Source organism: Marinospirillum sp. (assembly GCF_035271045.1).
Classification (GTDB): domain Bacteria; phylum Pseudomonadota; class Gammaproteobacteria; order Pseudomonadales; family Halomonadaceae; genus Marinospirillum.
This window is the reverse complement of record NZ_DATESC010000015.1, coordinates 203,783-228,904: the sequence shown is the minus strand read 5'-3', so window position 1 is coordinate 228,904 and position 25,122 is coordinate 203,783. Positions and strand designations below refer to the sequence as shown.

Below are 25,122 nucleotides of genomic sequence, written 5' to 3'. Positions count from 1 at the left end.
TCAATTACTGTTTTTGCTGACTAGGTTTGTGGAGAAACACTCCCTGAAATACTTGCCAGCTAACTGCCAGCGCTCCAACAATAAAGACCACATCACCAAAAGTTCTTATCCAGCGTAGGTAATGCAATAAATCTTGCTGCATAAATACTTCACTGCGTGCATACCAAAGCCCTTGGGTTGCGCTGGCATAGAATTGAATTAAACCTATGGGTAGCAGGCTAGTGAAAAGCATTAACACTAAACCTATATTCAGCCACCAAAAGGCCGTGCTCATTAATTTTTCATTAAAAGAAGCCTGCACCGTAGAATAAACCTACTGCAACAACTGAAGCGGTAAAGAGTGCTAAGAGGTTTTTGTCGCCTTCACCTTTTAGCGCTGGCGATAAACCACGCAGCATTAAGATCAGCCAGAAAAGAATACCCACAAATTTTAGAAGCTGCCAAAAGCGCCCTAGGTCTAAGTATTCATAACCTTGATGTCCAAACCAAAAGCTAAGGTTTTGTGGTAATAGGTGCATGATTGCTAGCCAGTTACCAATAAAAGTACCAGCGGTAACTATGACTAACGCCCAAAAGAGTAGATCGACACCCAGCTTTTGAAAGCGAGGGTCTTTACCACCATTAATAATGGGTGAAAAAAATAGTCCAGCCGCTAAAAAGGCGGTGGCTATCCAGAACATGGCAGCTTGTAAGTGCCAAGTTCTAACCACCGAGTAGGGCAGCCACTTAGACGTATCTATGCCATAGAAACCCTGACCTTCAACCGTATAGTGAGCAGTAAAACCACCCAAAAATACTTGCAGGGTAAACAGTGCAACTACTACAAAAAGGTACTTACCTAAAGCTTTTTGTGACGGTGTTAGGTTAACTAAAGATAAAGGGTCTTGTGCTGGCGCTTTAGGCTCATCTTCATCTTTGTTGCGTAAAAAAGCCCACCCCCAAACTAAACCACCAATACCAGCGACCAATAGAATAATACTCACTAGCGACCAAATAAGGTTTTCAGCGGTAGGGCGGTTATCAATTAAAGGCTCATGTGGCCAGTTATTGGTATAGGTTACATCGCTATCAGGGCGGTTAGTAGCTGCTGCCCAAGCCGTCCAAAAGAAGAACTGCGTCATTTCTTCACGTCTAAGCTGTGAAGGTAACGTATTATTCTTCATCGCAAAGTTGCCACGCGTTTCTATAAACTCAGGATCATCACCAAACAAGCGTTGGTAATAATCAGCGGTTATCGCAATCGCTTTGGCGCGTATTTCACTAACCACTAGTTGTTTGCTAGTTAGGTTGTAGCCGTTATTGCGATACTCTTCTTTAAGTGCGAACTGTAAACCGTTTTGTTGTGCTTTATTCAGCGTTGCAAAAGCTTGACCGTATTTATTTTGTGCTGATAAGTGACCACCAAAGTTTTTTATAGTCTGCCATGTATTGCTCCTGACACCGATGGGTAGGTTGTTATATTTATCCCATGATAGGTATAGCAAAAAGCTTGCCACTTGCTTATTAGTTGGTAGATTGGGGTTTAGAATATTGTTTGGATATTTATTACCCTAAAGATTGGGGTTTTAAATACCCTTAGAGGTGCTTTTACCGTGATTGATGCGCTGTTATTAGCTGATTTAACCAATGATTTAACGCCCGCAGTACGTTTTCAACGCTTGGTTTATGCACTAAAAGAAATTTTTAATTGTGATGCAGGGGTATTACTTAAAAAAGAAGCCGAGCAATTACGCCTTGCAACCCTTCTTAGTCGCCGTGAGCCGGTTATTTTTGCTCCAGATAACCAAGCGCCCGACCCTTACGATGGTTTGCTAGATGCTTTAGTCGGTGAACCTTTACCTGTGCATGATTGCATGGGCTGGCGCAGTTTTTCTTTAGAAATGGAAAGTACAAAATCAGTACCAGTAAGCACTGAAATAATTTTTAGATGAAGTGGGTGAATTACCGTTAAGTGTGCAGGCTAAATTATTGCGTGTTCTACAAAGTGGCGAAATACAACGCCTAGGTTCAGATGTAACTCGCCAAGTTGATGTGCGTATAGTGGCAGCTACTAACAGGCATTTACAAGCAGAAGATCACCTACTGCCTTTAAAAATTCAGGTGGATTTATGTCAAAGGCAAGCAATACAACAGGCGTTAGATAGGGCGGAAGGGTGTTGGTCTTTGGCGGCCAAGCAGCTAAAAGTTGATTCAAGTAATCTGCATAAGCTGGCAAAACGCTTACAGCTTAAATAAATAATAAAAAAATGGGCAGCTAAAACTTGCTGCCCATTTATTACGAACTTTTATGAATCCTTAGTAAAGCGCTTTACTTTCTTCAGCCACTTCTTTTAGAAGCTCTAAAAATAGCTTGTCAGCTTCACTACGTTCGGCGGCATTTTCAGGGATTTTAATCAGTGTTTTGCTGGTAATGTCTTCGGCAACTTTATCCATCATATGGTGGTCGCCGTAGTGACATTGAGCAATTTCTAAGGTTTTTTCTAAGGTGCCAGGTTCTAACAGCAGTTTTTTTAGAAACTGGCGTAGTTCAGAAAGGGCACGGGCTTTGGTTATTTCTGATGAACTGCTCATAAGCAGACTCCTTAATAGGTATTAATTGTGTCTTGCTAGGCTTCGGTTTCTGCTTCCAATGCTGCCCAGCGTTCAATTTTTACTTCTAGCTGGCGCTGCAAATCTTCAAGTTTTTTTAAATCGGTTGCAATCAAGTCAGCGGCTTGTTGGTAAAAATCAGCTTCACCCATTTTGCTTTCTTGGTTAGCGATGTCTTTTTCTAGTTGCTCAATTTCACTTGGCAGTATTTCTAATTCTCGCTGTAGCTTGTAGCTTAGTTTTTTAGCGGGCTTTTTGGGTGTTTCAGTAGGCTTAGCTTGTTGAGCTGGTGGGGTCGTTGACGCTGTTTTACCCGCAGTTTTTAGGCTGCTTGGGGCAACGAGTTGCGGGAACTTACCCCCTTGACGTAGCCAATCTTCATAGCCACCCACGTATTCTTTAACCTTGCCATCGCCTTCAAACGCTAAAATGCCCGTGACTACGCTGTCTAAAAAAGCACGGTCGTGGCTGACTAAAAGCAGTGTACCATCAAAGTTTAGCAGCAATTCTTCAAGTAGCTCTAAGGTTTCTAAGTCTAGGTCGTTGGTTGGCTCATCCATCACTAGCAGGTTAGCGGGTTTGGCAAATAGCTTGGCTAACAGTAAACGGTTTTGTTCACCACCTGATAAGGCGCGTACCGGCTGGCGCGCACGTTCTGGGGTGAATAAAAAGTCTTGCAGGTAACCAATAACGTGCTTATCACGGCCATTAATAGTAATACTAGTGCGGCCTTCGGCTAGGTTATCAAGCACTGTTTTTTCTGGGTCTAACTGGCCACGCAACTGGTCAAAATAAGCAACTTCAATTTTAGTACCAATTTTTACTTCACCCGATTGTGGCTGAAGATCACCCAATAGCATTTTAAGCAGCGTGGTTTTACCCGCACCGTTACGGCCTAATAAACCAATTTTATCGCCACGTTGAATCCGTGTGGTTAGATTATTGATGATTGGTTTACCTTCATAGTTAAAGCTGGCGTTAGTTAATTCGGCCACTAGCTTGCCAGATTGATCGGCCGTTTCTAGTTGAATATCAGCTTTACCTTGGCGCTGTAAACGTTCGGAACGTTGTTTACGTAAATCTTGTAAGGCGCGAACACGGCCTTCGTTACGGGTACGGCGGGCTTTAATGCCTTGGCGTATCCAGACTTCTTCTTGGGCGAGTTTTTTGTCAAAAGCAGCTTGATGACGGGCTTCAACTTCAAGTTGATGGTCTTTGAATTCTAAAAATTCTGCGTAGCGACCTTCCCAGCTAATAATTTCGCCTAGGTCTAGCTCTAACATACGCGTGGCAATATTCTGCATAAATGAACGGTCGTGCGTAATTAAAAGCACTGCACCGGGGAAGCTTTTAATTTGTTCTTCTAGCCACTGAATGGTTTCTATATCTAAATGGTTAGTCGGTTCGTCTAGCAGCAGTAAATCAGGTTCGCTAACCAAGGCTTGCGCCAAGGCAACCCGTTTACGCCAACCACCAGACAATTCAGACATTTTGCTAGCGCCATTTAGGTGCAAGCGTTTCATTAGCTGCTCAACTTTTTCGGTCAGCGCCCAGCCGTTGCAAGCATCTAATTGGTGTTGCAGCTCATCCATACGGTCTAAATCAATTTCATCGGGTGGCAGTTGGGTGATTTTATCGAACTCTGCCAATAAACGCGCTGCTTTGGCTAAACCTAGCGCAACCACTTCAAACACATCGCGGTCATCAGCAGCCGGTAATACCTGTGGTAAAACGCCAATTTTTATAGTTGGTTTGCGCCATAAGCTGCCACCGTCGGGTTGAATTTCACCCGAAACCAATTTCATTAAGGAGGATTTTCCAGCGCCATTACGACCTAGAATAGCCACCCGCTCACCCTCTTCGAGGGTCAGGCTGGCATCATTTAATAAGGGAGTGTGGCCATAGGCCAAGTGCATATTTTCAAAACGCAGAAGTGTCATGTGGCTTCGGGTAGACCTGCTTTAACGCGAACGCGGTTTTCAACCAGCTGGGCCAGCAACTTAGGCTGGAATTTAGAAAGAAAATCATCACAACCAACTTTTTCAACCATTGCTTTATTAAAGTTACCCGACATGGATGTGTGCAAAACAACAAACAGGTTTTTTAAGTACGGGTCTTCACGTATGGCACTGGTTAAGCTATAGCCATCCATTTCTGGCATTTCGGCATCGGTAATGAGCATTAACAATTTTTTGGGTACATCTTCACCAGCATCAGCCCAGCCTTTAAGCATGGCTAAACCTTCTTTACCATTGGTTGCTGTGTGAACTTTGATACCTATAGGTATTAGGGTTTGTTTAACTTGTGAAATGGCTGTAGGCGAATCATCAACCATCAGTATTTCCATGTCTTTGGCAGCGTTAAGAATTTCGTCTCCCAGTTGCGAAGGATTTAGTGCTACGGTGTAAGGATTAATTTCAGCGAGCACTTTTTCTACGTCAATGATTTCAATGATTTTATCTTCAAGACGTGTAATGGCCGTTAGGTAATGTTGGCGACCTGTGGTGCGTGGCGGTGGCATAATATCTTCCCAATTTAGGTTGATAATACGATCAACACCCCCCACTAAGAAAGCTTGAATGGATGAGTTGTACTCAGTCACGATTAAGTTGCTTTCTGGTTTGGGCGCTAATGCTGGCATCCCTACGGCTTGCGCTAAATTAATAACGGGGACAGTTTGCCCTCGTAAATGGGCAACACCAACAATATGAGGATGGTGTCCAGGTAGGTTAGTAAGCTTGGGAAGACGCAGTACCTCCTGTACTTTAAACACATTGATGGCAAAAAGTTGGTTAGAATGCAGCTTGAACATTAAAAGCTCAAGACGATTTGCTCCAACTAAACGAGTCCTTGAATCAACACTGGCTAATACCCCACCCATGGGTTATATCCTCATTTCATGTAGTATCATTACTGACTTTGCTTAAAAATTTATAACATACTAGAGAAAAATTTGTTAATTGACTAGCTATTGCACCAGCCAAGCTGGGTTTATTATTTTTTTAAAGGTGCTTGTGTTGCAAATAAAACTTCCATTTTCCCAGCCTATTTTTCCATTGGTGGATATAGGCGTTAATTTTTTTGACAAGGCTTTTGCCGATGATTTAGATGAAGTGTTGGAGCACGCTCAGTTAGCCGGTGTAACGGGTTTGTTGTTAACCGGCACAGATTTAGATAATTCTGAACAGGCTTTAAAACTGGCTAATCAGCACCCGAATTTATTGTGTTCAACGGCAGGTGTACATCCACATTCTGCTGCGGATTGGACTAAAAGTACGGCAGCAACCTTGCAAGACTTGTTGGCTGAACCTGCGTGTGTGGCAGTGGGTGAAACAGGTTTGGACTTTAATCGTAACTTTTCGACACCTAAACAGCAGCAGTTGGCTTTTGAAGAACAGCTTACTTTAGCTGCTGAAACAGGTAAGCCCTTGTTTTTGCACGAGCGTGATGCGGGCGTTAAAATGTTAGAAATGCTGCACACTTGGCGAGACTCTATTAGCGGCGCTGTAGTGCATTGTTTTACCGGCGAGAAAAAAACGCTATTTGGTTATTTAGATTTAGATTTATACATAGGCATTACTGGCTGGGTGTGTGATGAACGCCGTGGCACGCATTTATGGCCTTTGTTGCCTTCGATTCCGCTTAATCGTTTATTAATTGAATCAGATTCACCTTGGTTGATTCCCCGCAACTTAAAACCTAGGCCTAAAAAGTACCGTAATGAACCGGCTTATTTGCCTTGGGTACTGCAACAAATTGCACAACTTTATGCGTTGCCGGTGCAAGAAATTGCTACGTTAACCAGTACCAATGCCCAGCGTTTATTTAATTTACCTGTTGCGCTGCTAGAGAGAAAATTACCATGAGTTTACCCAGCTTTATTGCGGTTGAAGGCGCTGTTGACGAAGATAATAGTTTTCCGGTTAACATTGCTTGGTCTTTGCCCGATGGTACGATTAAACAGGTATTAATACAGCCAGATGAATTGTGGTTGCAAGACGATACCAGCTTGTCGGGCGTTAGAGATTTAGATTTAACCCTAGAAGCTTATTCGGCTGCCGAGGTGATTAGAGAATTACTTTACGATCAGTTAGATGATGCTTATTACGTGACAGCAATACACCCACAAGAAGGCTGGTTATTAAAGTTATTTACTTCGGCCGAGCAAGAAATTGGCTTTGAACTCAGTGAAGCCAGTGGTCTGTGTGCCAGTTTTGAAGAATGGCAAGAAACCTACCGCGATAATTTGCAACTGCATGGCTTAGATGCAGACCGTGCTGAAGACCAAGTACGCGCTTTGTTAGAAACGCACGTATTATTAACTGGCGATCAGCCCGACGAATAAGCCGGTATTTTATTTATTTTAGTGGAGTAAACAATGAGCAAACAAGTTGATTTTTATTACGATGTCGTTAGCCCTTACAGTTTTTTAGTGGCGACACAAGTGGCTAAGCTTGAAGCAGAAACGGGTGCTAAAGTGACTTGGAAACCCATTTCTTTGGGTCGCTTGTTTAAGCAACTAGGCAATGCTGCCCCCTTGTCGAATATGCCCAAAATTAACCATATGTTTTCGCAAGACCTACCTCGCTTGGCTAGGTATTTTAACGTTGACTACCAAAAACCGGATGTCTTCCCTACCGATACACGTTTAGTGCAAGCGGCTTTGGCGGCTTCACCGGCTGAACAACGAGGCGATTTAACCCGTGCTTTATACCAAGCCTATTGGTGTGAAGGCCGTGATGTTTCACCAGTAGTAGTGGCTGAAGAAGTGCTAGGCAAAGCAATAGCCGACTTAGGTGCCACAGACGAAGCTAAGGCGATTTTAAAAGGCTTTACTGATGAGCTAATTGAACGGGGTGGTTTTGGTGCGCCTATTTTATTTTGGAAAGACCAGATGTACTTTGGTTCAGACCGCTTGCCACTATTAACTGCCGATCTACTCGCTGCTAACAGGTAATTAAACTATGTTCACTGGAATTGTACAGGGTATGGCTAAGCTCGTTAACCTTGAGCGTAAAACCAACCTTAGTACGTTTGGTATTAACTTGCCTGCTGCTGCACGTGAAGGGTTGCAGGTGGGTGCGAGTGTAGCAATGAATGGCGTGTGTTTAACCGTTGTACGTTGGGACGACCAAGCCGTTTATTTTGATGCAATGATTGAAACGCTACGCCTCACTAATTTAGGTGCTTTGCAGCAGGGTGACACGGTTAACTTTGAACGGGCGGCACGTTTTCAAGATGAAATTGGTGGGCATTTAATGTCGGGGCATATTATTGACCAAGTGCAACTGACTGCTCGCCAAGAACTAGATGCAGATAATTTACGTTTAGCATTTACAGCGCCTGAACAATGGATGAAGTACATTTTTGCTAAGGGTTACATTGGGTTAAATGGTTGTAGCCTAACCATTGGCGAAGTGGAGGAAAATCGCTTTAGTGTGTATTTAATTCCTGAAACGCGCCGCGCTACGACTTTTGGCGCTATGTCAGAAGGGACTCAGGTTAATTTAGAAATTGATCCACAGACGCAAGTGATTGTGGATACGGTTGAAAGGATGATGAATGCACGCGTCTAACAACTCAACTCCTTTACCTGCTGACTGGATGCTTCACTTAGGTGCTGAGTTTGAGCAGCCTTATATGCAACAACTAAAGGTGTTTTTGCAGCAAGAAAAAGCTGCTGGTAAGTTGATTTATCCGCATTCTAGTCATTGGTTTAATGCTTTTGCGCTAACACCTTTGAGCCAAGTGAAAGTCGTTGTGTTGGGGCAAGACCCTTATCACGGTGCTAACCAAGCGCACGGTCTAAGCTTTTCAGTTTTGCCCGACGTAAAAGTGCCACCTTCTTTACAAAATATTTATAAAGCGCAAGCGCAAGATTTAGGGATTACCCAGCCTAATCACGGTTGCTTATTGTCTTGGGCAGAGCAGGGTGTATTGCTTTTAAATGCGGTATTAACAGTGGAAGCGGCTAAGGCAAATTCGCATCAAGGTAAAGGCTGGGAAAAGTTTACGGATCAAGTTATACACTTAATTAATGACCAAACTAGCGGTGTCGTGTTTATGCTTTGGGGTAGTTATGCTCAGAAAAAAGCCATTTATGTAGATGCTAATAAGCACCTTGTTTTAACTGCACCGCATCCTTCGCCTTTATCTGCCTACCGTGGCTTCTTTGATTGTCAGCATTTTTCAAAAGCTAATGCGTGGTTACAACTGCACGGCAAGGGTGCAATAAATTGGCAGTTATCTGCAAAATCAAGCTAATTTAACGCATATGAACTTCACCATCACGTAAGAAGAAGGTTGCTTTTCCTAGGTCGTTACGGGGTGAAAAACTGCCTTCTTCAATTTCTATTTGGCTGCCAGGGTGACAAGTTTTACGCACTTGTACTCTAGCTGTTTGCAGTTCTTTAAGTTGCTCTTCAAGTTGTTTTAGCTCGTCATAAGCTTGTTCTTCTTTAACTTTAAGCGTGTCACGGGCGGTAAGAATTTGCTGTTTTTTCTCTTCTGTAACAGGTTTGCGTTGTTGTTTTATTTTATTAATAAGCTCCATTAATTGCTGCTTTTGTATTTCTAATTGTTTGAGCTGATTATTAATTGTGGTGATTTTTGATCTAACTTCTGAGGTGTTGCCCACTTGTAATCGTGTGATTACATTGGCTGGTGCACCGCTAATTGCAACATCAATCAGCTGTTTGGCTTCAGTAATACCGCCAACAATAGCGCCTTTACCAGGTAAGTGAACTTTGATGCCTGCTTTTACGTGTGAATGAAGAATTTGTTTTTGTACAATAACTTCTTGCCCAGCAATCACTTTAGCTTCTTGAATAAAACGGGCTTTAACAATGCTGCCAGCTTCTATATAGGCATCATCAACTTTAACTTTTCCTTCAAGTGTTTCATTTTTACGGTCTTGTTCATTGTGTTTTCGACCAATAATACCGCCACCGACTTCAATCATGCCACCGGCTTTAATATAAGCAGCTTCAACAATGCCGCCAACTTTGACATCGCCAGACACTTCAATTTTCATACCAGGGTTAACGTTGCCTTTAATGTGTACACTGCCATCAAAACGAATATGTCCAGTTTTTAAGCCTACCTCTTCAACTTTAAGGGTTTGCTCTACATGAGCGCCTTTTTCAAGTACCACGGGCATACCGGATACTGCCGAAAGCAGTAGGTCGTTATCGCTAGGTGCTAATTTAACCGAGGCGTTACTGGCTTTAAGTGAAAAATCTTTACCATTACGGCTTTTAACGGTTTTACCTGTTACCGTCCAGCCCGATTTACCTTCAGTAGGTGGGTGACGACGAACCAAAGCTTGGTCAGCATTAACATGAGGAAAATTACCCAGCTCTAAAAAGTCGATATGCCCCGCATCGTCCATAACTGGGCGACGGTCAGCAATCTCGTCAAGTAAAGTTTCTAGCCAAGCATCTTTACCGTTATAAGCCGATTCACCGTAAGCAATCACCATGCAAATGGGTTGAGTGGTTTCGCGCAGTGTTTTTTGAGTGGATGGGTTAGTGAGTTCATCTAAGCTTTCATCAAGCAGTCCACGCACAACTTTTGATTGTTTCAGTGCGGTATTAAGCATTTCACGGTTTAAGTTTTTACCTTTACCTTGAGCAGGGTAAACAATAACACCAGCGAGCATTTGATTGGTGCTGATATAAACTTCAGTACGCGCATCAATAGGGCCACCTAAGCGCATATCTATGCTTTTCCCTCGACGAATGGAGTCAAGCAGAATAGATAAGTTAACTGAGTCTACGGGGTATTCGTTAATAGAATAACCAGCAAATAGCATAACATGAGGGAATTGGTCTGCTTCTAAAGGTAAGGTTAGGCCAGAAGGTTTATAAGTAACCCAAAAATCACCATTTGGTTCTTCCCTAAAGGTCAGTCCAAGCTCTTCTGGTGTTGGTGTCGATAGCATCAACTCTTCATTTAATAAGGAATCCATGATTTTTCCTGTTCATTGCCCACTGTGCTAGTGTTTTAGTTTTTTATGATTTCAGTTTTTGCTGTTATGACTTAAAGATATACTAACCTGCTTAAGGTGCTTCTCCTATGCTGGATAAAAAAGTTTTTGTGAAACTTTGTTGCAACTGTAAGAATGATACCCTGTTGCTGACTGTGATTTTTGAAGGTTTACCCGAGTGATAAAGAACTTAACGGAGTACCACTGACAATGGCTAGTATTAATTCGGCAAAGAATCGTCGCGCTAAACAACTGATCGCTTTAACTTTGTTGGCTGAGTTGAAAACGAATCAGCGCAACTTGTTAAGCTTGATTTTGGATAAAGCAACTTTTTGGATTGAAGACCGTAAGGCCTTGCGTTTACCACCGTTACCTAAAGCGGCAGAGATGCAACTGGCTCGTAGTCAAGGAGCACGCTTATTTAAACTGCGTGAAGCCGTCTTTAGTTTGGCGCCACAACAAGCTGAAACTGAAGCACGTCGCTTGATTTATCGTGATGATATTTACCGTCCAGGTTTACCTAATAAAAAACAAAAACACTAGCTTTAAATCACGGTTTTTAGGTTAATGTTTTTAGATTAATTTTTTTAAGCTAATTTTGATTGGAGTTCAAAACAATGGAAGCTACTGTTCTATCAGTCGATCAGTTAGGTATTTTACTGGTTGAACCTTCGGCTATGCAGCGCAAGGTTATTTGTGAATTATTAAAACAACAAGGCATTCATACTGTTGAGGCTGTTGCTAATGCGCGTGAAGCTTTAAATAGAATGCGTAGTTTTGTACCCGATTTAATTATTACCAGCCTTTATTTGCCTGATGCTGATGCTCACGAGCTTTTTGCTATTATGCAAAAAAATCCAAGTTTTCAAGGCGTAGCAAAAATGGTTGTTTCTAGTGAACAAAAACGAGAAAACCTTGAAGCTGTTCGTCAAGCTGGAGTACTGGCTTTACTACCAAAACCTTTTGATCGTAAAGATTTAGAGCGTGCATTAGGGTTAACCATTGAATACCTTTCTCACGAAGAAATAGAATTAGATCTTTATGATGCAACGACTTTAAGGGTATTGGTGGTTGATGATTCACGCATGGCAAGAAATCACCTTGGACGTGTGTTGCAGCAAATTGGTATTGAAAACATTGATTTTGCAGAAGATGGTCAAGAAGGCATTCAATGTTTAGAAGCCGCTGCTTATGACCTAGTGGTAACCGATTACAATATGCCTGTTATGGATGGTGAAGCGATGATTAACCATATTCGTCAATCGGCAGATTATTCTCATATTCCTATTATGATGGTGACTTCTGAAGATGAATCACGCTTAGCAGGTGTACGTCAGGCGGGTGTCTCAGCCATTTGTGATAAGCCTTTTGAGGTGGGTCAAGTGCGCCAGTTATTGGCTTCACTACTGGATGATTGAATCCGTAGACGATTGACTTGATTATTTTTTACCTTGATAACTAGGAAGAAACTTTTGAAACAACTGACAAGTTTAGATCCTGAAATAGCACCGCTGCAGCTAGGTGATGATCCCAAGGTAGGTATTTTGGTGAGCGGTGGTTTGTTGACTTGCTCACCTGATTTATCGCTTAAAGACGTTGCTAAGCGTATGAACCGAGCCAAGGTTAGCTGTATTTTAGTGGTGAAGGACGATCAGCTACTCGGGATTTGGACTGAAGGCGATACGCGTAAATTAGATTTTTCAAAAGAAAATCTTTTAGCAACGCCAATTCACAATTTAATGAGTTCGCCTGTTGTAAGTGTTAACTACGATGCAAGACTTAGTGAAACGGCCATTTTTATGAAAGAGCGTCGCCTGCGTCGGTTATTGGTACTTAACCCACAAGGTGAGCCTTTAGGCATGCTGACCCAATCAGATTTGGTTAGGTATCAGGGTGTAGAAAATTACCTATTAATGCGCAATGTGGGTTCAAGTATTAGTCGTTTGCCTTTGCGATTATACGCCAGTTTAACCATTACTGAAGCGGTAATGCGTTTACGTGAAGCGGGTGTGGAAGCAGCCATTGTGGAGCATGGTCATAATAAACCTATCAGTATTATTACTGAGCGGGATTTAATTTCTTTACTCGCTGAAGAAGTGAATGCGCTTACTTTACAAGAGCTTGCTACGCATACTTTGTTTTGTGTGCCCAAAGATATGAGTTTGATGCACGCTGTCGATTTGTTGCGAGAAAAAGGTTTTCGTCACTTAGGCGTAGTGGAGTGCGATGCTGATGGTAATCCAACCGAAGAATTGTGTGGTTTGTTATCATTTACTGACATTCTTTCTAGTATTGAATATGAGTACGTTAATCAATTGCGAGGCGCACTTGAAGCGCGTGATCTAGCCTTAAAAACATCAACTGAACACTTGATTTTGGCTCAAAAGGTTATTGAAGCTTCCCTTGATGGCATTATTATTACCAATAACAAAGGTATTATTCAGACCGTTAACCCCAGTTTTACAACCTTAACAGGTTACAGTGCTGACGAAGTAATCGGTCAAACGCCAGCCATGCTGAGTTCGGGTCGTCACGATAAAGAATTTTACCAGTCCATGTGGAAAAGTATGCTGGTGCAAGGGTATTGGCAAGGTGAAGTTTGGAATCGTCGTAAAAATGGTGAAGTTTATGCCGAGTGGCTAACCATTACCGGAATACGTAATAGTCAGGGTGTTATTCGTCAATTTGCAGCGATTTTTAGTGACATTACTGACCGAAAATTGAAAGAAGAACAGATTCATAGCATGGCTTATTATGATGAATTAACTGGTTTAGCCAACCGTCGTTTACTTCTTGATCGCCTTAAACAAGCGCTGGCTAATGCGCATTATCATAAGCATAAAATGGGTGTGTTATTTTTAGATTTAGACTTATTTAAACGCATTAACGATAGCTTGGGTCATCAGGCCGGTGATGAAGTGCTGCAAAAAATTGCACGCCGCCTTGAGTCCAGTGTTAGAGAAGGCGATTCTGTCGCGCGTTTGGGCGGTGATGAGTTTTTGGTATTAGTACCAGAAGTAGAATCGTTGCCGTTGCTTGAAGCTTTAGCCGCACGTTTAATTAGTGTATTAACCAAGCCACTGGTTATTCAGCAAAACCATTTAGTCATTTCAACCAGTATTGGTATTAGTGTTTTTCCTGATGATGGTGAAACACCTGAAGTTTTACTAAAGCATGCTGATACAGCGATGTATCGAGCTAAAGAAACAGGACGTAACAGTTATTGTTTTTATAATTCGCAAATGGGTGAGCGTAGCTATGCTGATTTAGCTTTAGAACACCGTTTGCGTATTGCTTTAAATGATCACAGCCTTTATTTAGTTTATCAGCCTAAAATAGACGTTGGTAATCATCAATGGGTTGGTATGGAGGCTTTGTTGCGCTGGGATGATGCTGTTTTGGGCAGTGTTTCGCCTGCTGAATTTATTCCATTGGCAGAAAAGCTAGGCTTAATTGAAGAGTTAGGCGATAAGGTTGTTGAGCAGACTTGTAAGCAGCTACAAGCTTGGTTAGCGGCAGGTTTGCAGCCACCTACTATTTCAGTCAATGTTTCGGCTAGGCAGTTATTAGATACTTCTTTTGCTAAGCGCGTGTTTAAATTATTGGCGATTCATCAGATTCCGGCTAATTTAATTGAGTTAGAACTCACCGAAAGCTGTTTAATTATCGGTGATGAAAACGATCAATATCAACTGCTTAAACAGTTTGAAGCGGGCGGTATTAAGTTATCAATTGATGACTTTGGTACGGGTTATTCTTCGCTGTCTTATTTGCGTAAATTGCCTTTATCAACGATTAAAATTGATGCTAGCTTTGTTGCAGAATTACCAAGAAATAATGAAGACGTACAGCTAGTCAAAGCCATTATTGGTATGGCTTCAGCTTTGGGTATGGATGTTGTCGCTGAAGGTGTAGAAACCAGCGCTCAGGCTACCTTGTTGTATGGCTTAGGTTGTTCTGTTTGCCAAGGTTATTGGTTAGCAAGGCCAGCAAAGGTGGAGCAAGTAACGCGTTGGCTAGCAGCAACCACTGAAGGTAAATGGCCTCATTTCCCCAATGAATGGCAGCCGCTTATTTTTAGACATTAATAGTGGTTATTCTATGATAACTACTATGACGGTTTTTATAACGAAACCAATCACTCCTAAGCCCAAGGCTAAAAATAATATGCTGGTTCCAAAACCGCCTGCATTAGACTTTTTAGCCAAATCCCAAACAATATAGCCCATGAATAACACTAAACCACTGATTAAAACTGGCATAGCAATGGCTTCTAACTGCATATAATTCATGCTTTTACCTTGAGTAATTATTTCTTACTAAGCTATTAATGTAATGTACTAACTTTCCAGCCAGCTGAAAGTATTTCAGGCTGGCTAGATGGTTGGCTAACAGCATTAACAGCATTTAAAAAGGGTTAAACATAAGCATAACCACAATTAAAGCACCTAAAACAAGCAAAATATCTAACACCCAGCGACTAACTGAGCGCTTATTTTTTTTGCCTTTAGGTTGCGCGACCATATTGCCTTGTGCAGAGTTACGTGCAGAACCTCTCGTTTTGCTACCACGCGATCCAGAAGCTGAAGTGCGTCGAGCAGGTTTTTTACTGCCTGAAACCTGCTTTTTTAACTCTTTTTCTTCATGCTGGCGTTTGCGCTGTAAGGCGTCCTCCTTCAGCTTTGCCATATCAACCATGTCAACAATCTCCAAAATAAAACGGACTAAAAAAATTCTTGTCGCAGCGGACTTAACGTTAGCGTAAGAAATATTTCTTTTATATAAAGGTATATAAAAAGTATGGGATAACTAGCTTGTAAACTGATAGCAAGGATTATAAGTTTTACCTGCTAACTTCATACGACCTTGCTGTGCAAATGCAGTGAGTAACTTATCAAGTAGTTGTAGCAACACCTTGTCTCCTTCTAGTTTAAACGGTCCATGTTCCTTTATCGCGCGTATACCTGACTCTTTAACATTACCCGCTACTATACCTGAAAAAGCACGCCTTAGATTAGCTGCCAGCAGATGTGTCGGCTGGTTGCGATGTAACTGAAGCGTTGCCATTGCTTGGTGTGTTGGAATAAAAGGTTGCTGAAATAACGAACTGATTTTTAAGCGCCAATTAAAATAAAATGCATCTTTATGTTCTATACGGTGCAGTTTAACAGCTTGCATGGCGTGTTTCATGCTACGTGCGACTTCAAGCGGGCTATTAATGATGATTTGGTAGTAATCACGCATTTTTTCGCCTAATGCAGTCACTATAAACGTATCTATCTGTTCAAAATAATCACGCGCACTTTCTGGCCCAGAAAAAATCACTGGAAAAGGTTGTTGCTGATTTTCGGGGTGGCTGAGTACGCCTAATAAATAAAGGATTTCTTCTGCTGTACCTACTCCACCGGGAAAAACAATAATGCCGTGGCCTAGGCGTACAAAGGCTTCAAGGCGTTTTTCTATGTCGGGCATAATAACTAACTGGTTAACAATGGGGTTAGGTGCTTCAACAGCAATAATACCGGGTTCAGAAATGCCGATGTAGCGCCGTAAAACAGTTCGTTGTTTAGCATGAGCGACGTTAGCCCCTTTCATTGGCCCTTTCATGGCGCCAGGGCCGCAGCCTGTACAGATGTCTAATCCACGTAAGCCAAGGTGATACCCAACGGCTTTACTGTATTCGTATTCTTCGCGTGAGATTGAATGCCCACCCCAGCACACAATTAAATTAGGCGGTAGATTTGTTTGTAGCACCTGTGCGTTGCGTAAAATATGAAATACTGCGCCAGTAATACCTTCGCTCGTGCTTAGGTCATGATTAAAACTACGTTTAATTTCATTGCTGACATAAACTAAATCACGTAAAACAGCAAAAAGGTGCTCGCGCATCCCACGAATCATAATGCCATCTACAAAGGCATCAGCTGGTGCTTGGGTTAGCTTTAACAGGATACCTCTGTCGCGTTGCAATACTTCAATGTCAAAGTCAGGGTATTCCTTTAGCATGGCGGCTGTGTCATCAATCGGATTGCCACAAGACAGCACCGCTAAAGCGCAATGACGCAACATTTCGTGATGACCGTCACTTGAAGTCTTTCTGAGTCGGTTAACTTCATGTTGAGAAAGAACTTCTAAGCTACCTTCAGGTGAAACTAAAGCATTAATGGTTGCTTTATGGATAACTTGCATTGCGTTTGCTACTCCTAGCGATAACTTTTATAGCTGACATCATAAAACATTCACCTTATTTTTGTGGCTAGTTAACTTTTTTTAAATGAAAATTTTGTTAGTTTTAGTAAGTCAACCTAGCACTTGCTAGTTATAAGGTCGAATTGGCTTATAGTGCCAGTCAAGGTAAAAAGCACCTGCTGAACGATCACACCTACAAAAACAGTAAAGTGACGTCGGTTCCCAAAATTACTAAATGCCTTACTTGGCTTTAGTTATAAAGATAAATTAGTTAAGGAACTAGACCGTGCTTTTAAAACGTAAATACGGGGAAGAACAACCCTATTGGCCAGCCGGCCCCTTTAAGATTCGCCTACCCTTTATTCATTACCGCTGGGAATTGGCTGAAACCATTCAAGCCTTGGTAATGTTTGTTATTGCCATGGGTATGATTCCATTATTAGAGAAGTACTTAGGTCTTCCCTACGATGTTGCCCTAGCCTATGTAGTTGTTGGCGGTATTGGCTTTTTGCTACCCAGCCTTTTGGGTGTGCCTTTTGTACCGGGTTGGATTACACCGGCTATTCCTGTGGTGTTGCTCTTTGTTGGTGACTTTGAGCCTGGCCCAGAAGCGATAAAAGCTTTAGTTGCCTTGCAGTTAATGGTTACCTTCATCTTCTTCTTTATGGGTATTACCCGCTTGGGTAGTAAGCTTATTGAAAATATACCTAAATCCCTGACAGCTGGTATTTTATTAGGTGCGGGTATAGCAGCTATTTCTGGTGAGATTTCTCCCGGTGGCCGTTTATTTAATACACCTATTTCTTTAGGAATTGGTGGTTTAGTAACTATTTATGTGCTGTTTTCTTTGTCTTTCCGTGATTGGACAGAAAAGTTTCGCTGGGCAAAGATGATTGCTAGTTATGGCATGGTGCCGGGTATGTTAGTTACCATGGCTATAGGTTGGAGCGTGAAGGAATACCCTTTACCTAACATTGAGTGGGGCATTAACGTACCTGCTTTTGGTAAGATTTGGGACTACCTACCCTTTTCAATTGGTTTTCCTGGTTATAAATTAATGCTTGCGGCCATTCCTACTGCCATCATTGCTTACATTATTGCTTTTGGTGACATTATTGTTGGTCAAAGCCTAATTAAACGTGTCGACCATTTGCGTCCAGATGAAAAAATTGAAGTGGATATCGACCGAGTTCACCTAGTAACGGGTATTCGTAACCTGATTCACTCTTTATTTGCGCCCTACCCAGGTTTAGCAGGCCCGCTATTTACGGGTGCTATGGCGACCATTGCCGAGCGTTACCGTTATGGGCGTAGTGCGATGGATACTATCTATTCAGGTGCTTCTGTATTTTGGATAGTGGGCTTTATTGCACTCTTTATGCTTCCACTAGTCACGCTATTTAAACCTGTATTACCTATCGCTTTATCTATTACTCTGCTAATTACTGGTTACCTTTGTATCGCGGTAGCTGTAGAGAATATTAATAATGCAACCTCTATGGGTATCGCCGGTATTATGGGTGTTGTGCTTGCAACTCATGGCGCTGCTTGGGGCTTGGGTGTAGGTACGGTTCTTTATATCATTATTGAATTCCAAGGCTTTGGTAAAGCGGCGGCTGAAAATGAAGAAGAACGAATACAAGTGGTAGATAATATGGCGGTAGAAGAAGATGATTCGCCAAAAAGTTAACTAGACTGTTTTATTTGCTAGATTCACTTAAACTACAAAGCCCTTGACTGTTTAGTTAAGGGCTTTTTCTTTTTCTAGGTGTTTTTTTAAGCACTTTTTCTCAGGTACAAGGGTTCTGCCTGCTATGTTTAATGCGCTTTATTTTCGAACGTTTATTTCTTTAGTCGAGACGGGCAGTTTTACTCAAACTGCGCGTAAATTAGATATGACTCAGCCCGGTGTTAGCCAGCACGTTCGTAAGTTGGAAGAGTATTTTGCTTTATCGCTTTTAACCCGAATTGGTAAACGCTTTGAGTTAACCGAAGCGGGTCGTCAGGTGTATGACTATGCGTTGCGTTTATTTTCTGACCATGAACAGTTTCGTCACAGTTTAGAGCAAGATTTGCTGGAAGGCGGTGAATGCCGTATTGCTAGCATTGAAGTGTTGGGTGTGTTGTTTTACCCCTTCGCTTTAGGTTTTATGAAAAATCATCCACGCTTACGCCTGCATTTACGTTTTGCTGACAATGAAGAGGCCATCCAAGATGTGCTGAGTCGTAAAGTTGACTTAGCCCTTGTCAGTGAAATGCAGCGCCACTCAGATTTAGCTTATGTTAAGTACCTAGATGAGCCGCTCATTGTCGTTGTGCCTGCTGAATTTCAAGGCAGTAATTTACAAGAGTTATTAAGTTTAGGTTTTATTAACCATCAACAAGGTCAGCAGCAGGCAGGTGAGCTTTTAAAAGCTAATTTTCCTGAAGAGTACCGTAGTTCACGGCAGCTAGTGCAACGTAGCTACGTTAATCGTGTGCATTTAGCTTTAGATGCTGTAGCTAGAGGGTTGGGCTTTAGTGTGGTGCCAAGGAGCGTTTGGGAAGCCTCAACTTGGCAGCAGCAAATTCGTGAATGGCGTTTGCCGACGGATATTACTTGGCCTATTTACCGTGTGAGTTTAAAAGAAAAGAAATTGCCTGAGCGTTATTTGCAGCTACTTGATGATTATTTAAATTGGCGGCAAGGTACAGCAGCACACTGATTGGCATTTAAACATTAATCAAACCGCTTAAAACTAATTTTTAAGCGGTTTGATGTTCGGTGCTAAAATTAACTAAATTTCCACGACTTCATGGCTATGCGTGATTTTAACGCCACCATTACCTAGCATAATAGACGCTGAGCAATACTTTTCTGCGGATAAAGTGACGGCACGTTCAACTTGAGCTGTTTTTAAATCTTTACCTGTCACTATAAAATGCAAATGAATGCTGCTAAAAATGGCAGGAATAGCATCAACCCTTTCTGCTTCAACAGAAACCTGACAGTCTATAATGTTTTGTCTGGATTTTTTAAGAATCGTCACCACGTCATAGCTGCTACACGCCCCTAATCCCATCAACAGCAATTCCATCGGCCTTGGCCCGGTGTTGCGACCACCGGCTTCTTGTGAGCCATCAACCACTAGCGCATGACCTGAACCTGATTCTGCGACAAACTGTACGCCGTCTGTCCATTTAACCTTTGCTTGCATAAGATATCCTCCGTTAGTATTAAGATGATTTTATCATCTATGAAATTTATCGCATTATTAATACCTAAAGCTTTGATAAATCTAACATAAATAGGAATTTACGACATGAATTCGCCTTATGCTGATGTTAAGCAGGCAGCATTAGAAGTATTTTTAGATCAAGCGTCTAAACACCATCACACTAAAAAATCGTTAGTTATTCATGCAGGAGAAAATGCCAGCGCTATTTATTACATCGTTAAAGGGAGTGTGGCCGTTTATATTGAAGATGAGCAGGGTCGAGAAATGATTATCTCTTACCTAAATAAAGGTCAGTTTTTTGGTGAGCTGGGTTTATTTGATGCGATTAGTCATCGTAGTGCTTGGGTAAGAGCAAAAAATGATTGTGAGCTAGCAGAAATGAGTTACGAGCGTTTCACTGTGTTGGCAAAAGAGCATCAATGTTTATGGTTTTTATTGGGTAATCAATTGGCCATGCGACTGCGTGCAACTACTGAAAAAGTTGGTGATTTAGCTTTTTTAGATGTTACCGGTAGGATTGCACGCACTTTGTTAGAATTAGCAAAACAACCCGATGCTATGACTCACCCTGAAGGAATGCAAGTACGCATTGCTCGCCAAGAAATTGCTCAGCTTGTCGGTTGTTCACGAGAAATGGCGGGTCGTGTTTTAAAAGATTTAGAAGAAAAAGGCTTAATTGAATCTGAAGGGATGAATGTGGTAATTCGTGATTTATCACTAAGACCCGTTTTTTAATGCTGGTGTTGGCTGTAATGGGCACACGCTGCCGCAATTAACACTACAGCTGCTTAATGTGGATTTGTTTGTACGGTTCAATGAGGTGCTATTTAATGGGGTATGATTTAGTTGCGTGCTATAAGGCTTAGATAAAGAAGGTACAGCAGCAATTAAAGCCATTCCTGTCATGTTTTTTAATAAACTACGGCGATCAAGGTTAACAGAATGGCTTGGCATGGGTGTTGCTCCTTAGGGTTTTGCGGCACTTTAAAACAAGGCATAACCATACCTTTAGTTTACAAACCCCAAGGCTGACAAACTTAATGCTATTAATCTTGAGCTAAGTCAAAAATAATGTTTGCAACGCTTTCCCCGGATCTTGTGCCCGCATAAAAGCTTCGCCCACTAAAAAAGCGTTTACTTGATGCTTTTGCATTGCGCTAACATCATTGCCGCTTAAAATACCGCTTTCAGTAATCACTAAGCGGTCTTCTGGTACAAAAGGCAATAAATCCCACGTGTTTTCTAGCTTGACTTCAAAGCTGTGTAGGTCGCGGTTATTAATGCCAATTAAACGATTAGGCACTTGCAGCGCTCGGTCTAATTCAACACGGTTATGCACTTCTACCAGTACATCCATGCCAAGCTCGTGCGCTAACAAGCTAAATTCACTCATTTGTTGATCGGTTAAACAAGCTGCAATCAATAAAATGCAATCGGCGTTAATAGCGCGCGCTTCAATGATTTGATAGGGGTCAACAATAAAATCTTTACGAATCACTGGCAGGCTACAAGCAGCACGTGCTTCTATTAAGTAGTTTTCGTCGCCTTGAAAAAAATCTTTATCGGTTAATACCGACAAGCAAGTTGCACCACATTGCTCATAACGCAGCGCTATTTCTGCTGGGATAAAGTTTTCTCGTAAAACACCTTTGCTGGGTGAAGCTTTTTTAATTTCAGCAATAACAGCAGGTTTGCCTGAAGCAACTTTATCTAATAAAGCTTGGGTGAAATTGCGTGGCGTTCGTGCTTTTTCTGCTTGTTTATACAGCGCCTCTAAAGAAATAATTTGGCTACGTTCAGCGACTTCTTGGTGTTTTCGCGCAACGATATTTTTTAAAATGGTCGGTGTATCATTCGACATTCAGTTAAACCTGTTCTTATAAATTTATTTTAATTAAAGCTTTGGGTAAAGTTAGCCAGCACTTTAAGTTTTTCAGCGGCTTGACCAGAGGCAATAGCATCTTGTGCCAGTGCAACACCTTCACCAATCGAAGCGGCTACATCGGCAGCAAACAAAGCAGCACCCGCGTTTAGTAGCACCATATCTAGCGCTGCACCGGATTCATTGTTTAACACTTGCTTGACTAGCACTAATGATTCTTGCGCTGAATTAACACGTAAAGCATCGAGTGGACGACGCTGTAAACCAAAATCTTCAGGCTTAATGACATACTCAATAACACGCCCATGACGGTATTCTGCTACTTGCGTAGCGGCAGCAATCGAAATTTCGTCTAAACCATCATCACTGCATACAACTAAAGCATGGGTTAAATTTAGATTGCCTAAAACTTGGGCTAAGGGTTTAACCAACTTAGGTGTATAAACTCCTAACAACTGATGCTTAGCACCTGCCGGATTGGTTAACGGGCCAAGTATATTGAAAATAGTGCGGATACCCATTTCGCTACGTACTTGAATTGCGTGGCGCATAGCACTGTGAAATTGTGGCGCAAACATAAAGCCAACACCCAATGTATTAACACAACGTGCCACTTGTTCAGAGGTAAGGTTGATATTAACACCCGCCGCGTCTAATAAATCAGCACTGCCACTTGAAGAAGAAACCGAGCGATTACCGTGCTTAGCTACTTGACCACCCGCAGCAGCAACCACAATTGAAGCACAAGTAGAAATGTTAAAGATATTAGCGCTATCGCCACCGGTACCCACAAGGTCGACCAAGTGTTCACAATCAATAAACACGGGGGTGGCAAGCTTACGCATCACTTCAGCCGCTGCAGTAATCTCTTCAACGGTTTCGCCTTTCATGCGTAAACCTACTAAAAAACCTGCCATTTGGGTGGGAGTGGCTTGTCCAGTCATAATTAAATGCATGACATTATGCATCTCTTCACGGCTTAAATCTCTGTAGCGTGAAATGGCATCAATCGCTTGTTTCATGTCCATTTTTTTTCTCCAAGAAGTTTTTTAATAGTTGATGACCTTGGTGCGACATAATGGATTCAGGATGAAATTGCACACCTTCAACAGCTAATGTTCTATGTTTAATGCCCATAATTAAATTGGGGGTTGGGTCATCGGTTATGACGCGTGCAGTGATTTCTAAACAATCAGGAAGGCTGGCTTCTTCCACCACTAAAGAATGGTAGCGTGTCACCAGTAAAGGATTGTCTAAACCACAAAACAAACCACTATTTTGATGTGCAACTAAAGAGGTTTTACCGTGCATCACTTGCGGTGCTCTAATCACTTTGCCACCAAAAGCCTGTGCAATGGCTTGATGCCCTAAGCAAACCCCTAAAATAGGAATTTTGCCTGCAAAGTGTTGAATGGCTGCTACTGAAATACCAGCTTCATTGGGCGTACAAGGGCCAGGAGAAATCACCAAATGAGTCGGACTCATCGCTTCAATTTGTGCCAGCGTTAGTGTGTTATTACGCTCCACTCGCACCTCAGCACCCAGCTCGGCTAGGTATTGCACAATGTTAAAAGTGAAGCTATCAAAGTTATCAATCATCAACAGCATGGTGAGTTTATCCTATAAAATACGTGCCATTTAAACCCAGCATTCTAACACTAAGCCGATAGTTTTTAACATGAAGGTCTGATAAACAAAGCCATGCTTTCTACATGGGCTGTTTGTGGAAACATATCCATAACACCTAGTTGCTGTAGCTTAAAACCCTGCTGCAATAAAATGGCAGTATCACGCGCTAAGGTTGCTGGATTACAAGAAACGTACAGCACTTTATGTGCTCCTAAACTGGCTAGCTGCTGACAAATAGCTTCAGCACCGGCTCTGGGTGGATCTAATAAAACCACATCCCAAGCGGTATTTTCTTTGGTTAACCAAGCCTGTTGCTTTAACGGTAAGTTAAGATCAGCGGTAACAAAGTGGGCGTTATTTATATTGTTGTGTAGGGCATTAGCAGCAGCACGTTCAACTTGATAAGCCGAACCTTCAACGCCTAAAACTTCGCCTGCTTGCTTAGCCAGCGGTAAAGTAAAATTACCAAAACCACAAAAAAGATCTAAGACTTTTTCATTGCCTTTTAAATCTAACCAATTTAACGCCTGCTGCACCATTTGCTGATTAACCAAAGCATTGATCTGCACAAAATCATTGCCGGCAAAAAACAAGGTTTGGTCTTTAAGTGTGTAGCTAAATAAACTTGGCGTATTCTGGTTATCAAGATCAGCTTCAGTTTCCGTGTCTAAAGAGTGAAAACCGTGCTCATCTTGCAGCAGCAATACCACTGCTTGCTCTTTAGCCCAAGTTTTCCAAAAGCGTTGGTCGTTATTGGTTAAACGCGCTAAAGGTCGCAACAAACGTACTAATACACCTATTTGACTTTCGCCTTCGATGAGTTCGATATGACCTAAATGTTTTTTACCTTCTAAGCGGGGCAAAAACTCATGTAAAGCGGGTAATAAAGGTTGTAATTTAACGGTAAGAATAGGGCAGTTAATAATGTTGGTAATAAAAGAAGACGATTTTTCACGAAAGCCTAATAATAAACGGCCATCTTTACGCCACTTAACCCCTAAACGCGCTTTACGGCGATAAGCAAACGGCTGTGATTGAATGACGGCCTGTAAAGTATTTTCTGGCTGCTGCATTACCTCAGCCACTAATGCTTGCTTAAAAGTCACCTGCGCTTGAGCTTCTAAGTGCTGCAAGTTACAACCACCGCAGACCGCATAGTGTTCGCATTTAGGTTCTTGGCGTTGTGGTGAGGGTTGCAGTACTTTATCTAAGACGGCTTCATCATAACGGCTGCGTGTAAAACGCACCTTGTAAGTAACACGTTCACCCGGCAAAGCGCCTTCAACAAATACCGTTTTACCTTCTGCAGTACGACCCACACCACGACCTTCAGGGCTAAGGCGCAGAATTACCATGCCTTCTAAGTTTTTGTCTTCTAAATTTTGTATTTTGGTTGTTTGAAGAAGTGAAGGTCTAGCGCTTAAAATGGGGGTGATGGGCGCAACAGCAGGTTTTTTACGGGGTTTAGCAAAGAGGCTCATAGGTGTTCCGATAATAAAAAGAAGCCTATTCTACGCTACCCAGCAAAAACTATTCAGCTAAAAAAAACAGCTATTCCAGCTTGTAAAAATTCTTATGGAATATAGCAGGCTACAATAGCAATAATTGGTAGCTGTCAATATTGCTGT

Annotated in this window: 26 protein-coding genes and 1 pseudogene; 13 read left to right on the top strand and 14 right to left on the bottom strand. The window is 42.0% G+C overall.

Going from position 1 to position 25,122, the window contains the following annotated elements:
• Positions 1-4: 4 nt before the first annotated feature.
• Together VJY63_RS06680 and VJY63_RS06675 are read right to left on the bottom strand one after the other, a co-directional pair.
• The gene (locus VJY63_RS06680) at positions 5-274 is read right to left on the bottom strand and encodes a hypothetical protein (RefSeq protein ID WP_324049254.1); all 270 of its coding nucleotides are present in this window, start codon (positions 272-274) and stop codon (positions 5-7) included.
• A gap of 10 nt (positions 275-284) precedes the next feature.
• Complete coding sequence (locus VJY63_RS06675; protein WP_324049252.1) at positions 285-1,484, bottom strand: cbb3-type cytochrome c oxidase subunit I; 1,200 nt, start codon at positions 1,482-1,484, stop codon at positions 285-287.
• A 108-nt stretch (positions 1,485-1,592) separates the two neighbouring features.
• On the opposite strand from VJY63_RS06675, the gene VJY63_RS06670 reads away from it, so the two are divergent.
• Together VJY63_RS06670 and VJY63_RS11865 are read left to right on the top strand one after the other, a co-directional pair.
• On the top strand, positions 1,593-1,931 hold the full coding sequence (locus VJY63_RS06670) for a hypothetical protein (RefSeq protein ID WP_324049250.1): 339 nt from the start codon (positions 1,593-1,595) through the stop codon (positions 1,929-1,931).
• Positions 1,921-2,070: pseudogene (locus VJY63_RS11865) on the top strand (sigma 54-interacting transcriptional regulator); the annotation flags it as partial. The gene VJY63_RS06670 and the pseudogene VJY63_RS11865, both read left to right, overlap by 11 nt.
• Before the next feature lie 225 nt (positions 2,071-2,295).
• On the opposite strand, the gene VJY63_RS06660 reads toward VJY63_RS11865, so the two are convergent.
• The 3 genes from VJY63_RS06660 to VJY63_RS06650 are packed head-to-tail and all read right to left on the bottom strand — an operon-like array spanning position 2,296 to position 5,470.
• Positions 2,296-2,571, bottom strand: a complete 276-nt coding sequence (locus VJY63_RS06660; protein WP_324049246.1) for a hypothetical protein — start codon at positions 2,569-2,571, stop codon at positions 2,296-2,298.
• 35 nt (positions 2,572-2,606) lie between these two features.
• Positions 2,607-4,529, bottom strand: coding sequence for an ATP-binding cassette domain-containing protein (locus tag VJY63_RS06655; RefSeq protein WP_324049244.1), 1,923 nt, complete (start codon positions 4,527-4,529; stop codon positions 2,607-2,609).
• Positions 4,526-5,470 carry a chemotaxis protein CheV gene (locus VJY63_RS06650; protein ID WP_324049243.1) on the bottom strand — a complete coding sequence of 315 codons (945 nt, stop codon included), beginning with the start codon at positions 5,468-5,470 and terminating at the stop codon, positions 4,526-4,528. Before VJY63_RS06650 ends, VJY63_RS06655 begins: the two co-directional genes overlap by 4 nt.
• Positions 5,471-5,603: 133 nt before the next feature.
• On the opposite strand from VJY63_RS06650, the gene VJY63_RS06645 reads away from it, so the two are divergent.
• Genes VJY63_RS06645 through ung form a run of 5 tightly spaced genes read left to right on the top strand, consistent with a single transcriptional unit; the run spans position 5,604 to position 8,853 of the window.
• The gene (locus VJY63_RS06645) at positions 5,604-6,455 is read left to right on the top strand and encodes a TatD family hydrolase (protein WP_414674819.1); all 852 of its coding nucleotides are present in this window, start codon (positions 5,604-5,606) and stop codon (positions 6,453-6,455) included.
• Positions 6,452-6,934, top strand: a complete 483-nt coding sequence (locus tag VJY63_RS06640; protein ID WP_324049240.1) for a hypothetical protein — start codon at positions 6,452-6,454, stop codon at positions 6,932-6,934. Before VJY63_RS06645 ends, VJY63_RS06640 begins: the two co-directional genes overlap by 4 nt.
• Positions 6,935-6,967: 33 nt before the next feature.
• Positions 6,968-7,546, top strand: coding sequence for a 2-hydroxychromene-2-carboxylate isomerase (locus VJY63_RS06635; RefSeq protein ID WP_324049238.1), 579 nt, complete (start codon positions 6,968-6,970; stop codon positions 7,544-7,546).
• Between the two features lie 7 nt (positions 7,547-7,553).
• The gene (locus VJY63_RS06630) at positions 7,554-8,165 is read left to right on the top strand and encodes a riboflavin synthase subunit alpha (RefSeq protein WP_324049236.1); all 612 of its coding nucleotides are present in this window, start codon (positions 7,554-7,556) and stop codon (positions 8,163-8,165) included.
• Positions 8,152-8,853 (top strand): uracil-DNA glycosylase, encoded by a 702-nt coding sequence (ung, locus tag VJY63_RS06625; protein WP_324049234.1) that lies wholly within the window; start codon positions 8,152-8,154, stop codon positions 8,851-8,853. Before VJY63_RS06630 ends, ung begins: the two co-directional genes overlap by 14 nt.
• Position 8,854: 1 nt before the next feature.
• Here ung and VJY63_RS06620 read toward each other — a convergent pair whose 3' ends face one another.
• Positions 8,855-10,558 (bottom strand): FapA family protein, encoded by a 1,704-nt coding sequence (locus VJY63_RS06620; protein WP_324049232.1) that lies wholly within the window; start codon positions 10,556-10,558, stop codon positions 8,855-8,857.
• 228 nt (positions 10,559-10,786) lie between these two features.
• Between VJY63_RS06620 and VJY63_RS06615 the strand changes: the two genes are divergently transcribed.
• From VJY63_RS06615 to VJY63_RS06605, 3 genes are all read left to right on the top strand, one after another.
• Positions 10,787-11,119 carry a hypothetical protein gene (locus VJY63_RS06615; protein WP_324049230.1) on the top strand — a complete coding sequence of 111 codons (333 nt, stop codon included), beginning with the start codon at positions 10,787-10,789 and terminating at the stop codon, positions 11,117-11,119.
• Between the two features lie 74 nt (positions 11,120-11,193).
• Complete coding sequence (locus VJY63_RS06610; RefSeq protein WP_324049228.1) at positions 11,194-11,994, top strand: response regulator; 801 nt, start codon at positions 11,194-11,196, stop codon at positions 11,992-11,994.
• Positions 11,995-12,048: 54 nt separating this feature from the next.
• A complete protein-coding gene (locus VJY63_RS06605) occupies positions 12,049-14,664 on the top strand; it encodes an EAL domain-containing protein (protein WP_324049226.1) in 2,616 nt (871 codons plus the stop codon).
• Positions 14,665-14,670: 6 nt separating this feature from the next.
• Here VJY63_RS06605 and VJY63_RS06600 read toward each other — a convergent pair whose 3' ends face one another.
• The 3 genes from VJY63_RS06600 to ppnN all read right to left on the bottom strand — a co-directional run bounded on the left by VJY63_RS06600 (position 14,671) and on the right by ppnN (position 16,765).
• On the bottom strand, positions 14,671-14,868 hold the full coding sequence (locus VJY63_RS06600; protein ID WP_324049225.1) for a DUF2788 domain-containing protein: 198 nt from the start codon (positions 14,866-14,868) through the stop codon (positions 14,671-14,673).
• 115 nt (positions 14,869-14,983) lie between these two features.
• On the bottom strand, positions 14,984-15,274 hold the full coding sequence (locus tag VJY63_RS06595; RefSeq protein ID WP_324049223.1) for a hypothetical protein: 291 nt from the start codon (positions 15,272-15,274) through the stop codon (positions 14,984-14,986).
• 111 nt (positions 15,275-15,385) lie between these two features.
• Positions 15,386-16,765: a nucleotide 5'-monophosphate nucleosidase PpnN gene (ppnN, locus tag VJY63_RS06590; protein WP_324049221.1), complete on the bottom strand. Its 1,380-nt coding sequence runs from the start codon at positions 16,763-16,765 to the stop codon at positions 15,386-15,388.
• 286 nt (positions 16,766-17,051) lie between these two features.
• Between ppnN and VJY63_RS06585 the strand changes: the two genes are divergently transcribed.
• Together VJY63_RS06585 and VJY63_RS06580 are read left to right on the top strand one after the other, a co-directional pair.
• Positions 17,052-18,455: a solute carrier family 23 protein gene (locus VJY63_RS06585; RefSeq protein ID WP_324049219.1), complete on the top strand. Its 1,404-nt coding sequence runs from the start codon at positions 17,052-17,054 to the stop codon at positions 18,453-18,455.
• A gap of 124 nt (positions 18,456-18,579) precedes the next feature.
• The gene (locus tag VJY63_RS06580; RefSeq protein WP_324049217.1) at positions 18,580-19,470 is read left to right on the top strand and encodes a LysR family transcriptional regulator; all 891 of its coding nucleotides are present in this window, start codon (positions 18,580-18,582) and stop codon (positions 19,468-19,470) included.
• Between the two features lie 72 nt (positions 19,471-19,542).
• Here the strand turns inward: VJY63_RS06580 and VJY63_RS06575 are convergent, their stop codons facing one another.
• Positions 19,543-19,962: an OsmC family protein gene (locus VJY63_RS06575; RefSeq protein ID WP_324049215.1), complete on the bottom strand. Its 420-nt coding sequence runs from the start codon at positions 19,960-19,962 to the stop codon at positions 19,543-19,545.
• A 105-nt stretch (positions 19,963-20,067) separates the two neighbouring features.
• On the opposite strand from VJY63_RS06575, the gene crp reads away from it, so the two are divergent.
• Complete coding sequence (gene crp / locus VJY63_RS06570; protein WP_324049213.1) at positions 20,068-20,718, top strand: cAMP-activated global transcriptional regulator CRP; 651 nt, start codon at positions 20,068-20,070, stop codon at positions 20,716-20,718.
• Between the two features lie 322 nt (positions 20,719-21,040).
• Here the strand turns inward: crp and trpC are convergent, their stop codons facing one another.
• The 4 genes from trpC to rlmD form a co-directional block, all read right to left on the bottom strand.
• Complete coding sequence (gene trpC, locus VJY63_RS06565; protein WP_324049211.1) at positions 21,041-21,844, bottom strand: indole-3-glycerol phosphate synthase TrpC; 804 nt, start codon at positions 21,842-21,844, stop codon at positions 21,041-21,043.
• 29 nt (positions 21,845-21,873) lie between these two features.
• Positions 21,874-22,893 carry an anthranilate phosphoribosyltransferase gene (trpD, locus tag VJY63_RS06560; RefSeq protein WP_324049209.1) on the bottom strand — a complete coding sequence of 340 codons (1,020 nt, stop codon included), beginning with the start codon at positions 22,891-22,893 and terminating at the stop codon, positions 21,874-21,876.
• Positions 22,871-23,473 (bottom strand): aminodeoxychorismate/anthranilate synthase component II, encoded by a 603-nt coding sequence (locus tag VJY63_RS06555; protein ID WP_324049207.1) that lies wholly within the window; start codon positions 23,471-23,473, stop codon positions 22,871-22,873. The genes trpD and VJY63_RS06555 overlap by 23 nt, the downstream gene beginning before the upstream one ends.
• Before the next feature lie 65 nt (positions 23,474-23,538).
• Positions 23,539-24,975, bottom strand: coding sequence for a 23S rRNA (uracil(1939)-C(5))-methyltransferase RlmD (rlmD, locus tag VJY63_RS06550; RefSeq protein ID WP_324049205.1), 1,437 nt, complete (start codon positions 24,973-24,975; stop codon positions 23,539-23,541).
• Positions 24,976-25,122: the final 147 nt, after the last annotated feature.